This window comes from Methanobrevibacter thaueri, from assembly GCF_003111625.1.
GTDB classification, from domain to species: Archaea; Methanobacteriota; Methanobacteria; order Methanobacteriales; family Methanobacteriaceae; genus Methanocatella; species Methanocatella thaueri.
In genome coordinates this window covers 1-705 of record NZ_MZGS01000043.1, presented here as the reverse complement: position 1 = coordinate 705, position 705 = coordinate 1, and the positions used below count along the sequence as shown (strand labels likewise).

Sequence of the window (705 nt, the reverse complement as noted above, 5' to 3'; positions counted from 1 at the left end):
CATTCATAATGTTCACATCATCAGCAAACAATAAAACAGTCACATTAGCAGGTCTGACACCATCCTGGTTACCATTATCAGTCCAAACTTTAACAACAGTAACATTAACCAACTCAACATCATGAGTGTTATTAATTAAAAAGTTATTGTTATCTCTGGTAATGATAGCAGTATAATTACGTACCTCAGTCTCGTTAACACGATAAACGATCTCAGTACCATTATCCCTGAACTTATCTAAACCTACAAAAGTATGAGTCCAATTATTAGAATCACTCAAAGTAACGTTCAAAATGTTCACATCATCAGCAAACAATAAAACAGTCACATTAGCAGGTCTGACACCATCCTGGTTACCATTATCAGTCCAAACTTTAACAACAGTAACATTAACCAACTCAACATCATGAGTGTTGTTAATGGTCCAATTACCATTACCATCAGAAACGATAACAGCAGTATAATTACGTACCTCAGTCTCATTTACACGATAAACGATCTCAGTACCATTATCTCTGAACTTATCTAAACCTACAAAAGTATGAGTCCAATTATTAGAATCACTCAAAGTAACATTTAAAATGTTCACATCATCAGCAAACAATAAAACAGTCACATTAGCAGGTCTGACACCATCCTGGTTACCATTATCAGTCCAAACTTTAACAACAGTAACATTAACCAACTCAACATCATGAGTATTGT

General features: G+C 34.3%; 1 protein-coding gene. It reads right to left on the bottom strand.

Annotated elements, in window-relative coordinates; genetic code table 11:
- Window positions 1–705, bottom strand: a 705-nt coding sequence (locus MBBTH_RS10790; protein ID WP_116593040.1) for a Cna B-type domain-containing protein, incomplete at both ends; no start/stop codon positions are given.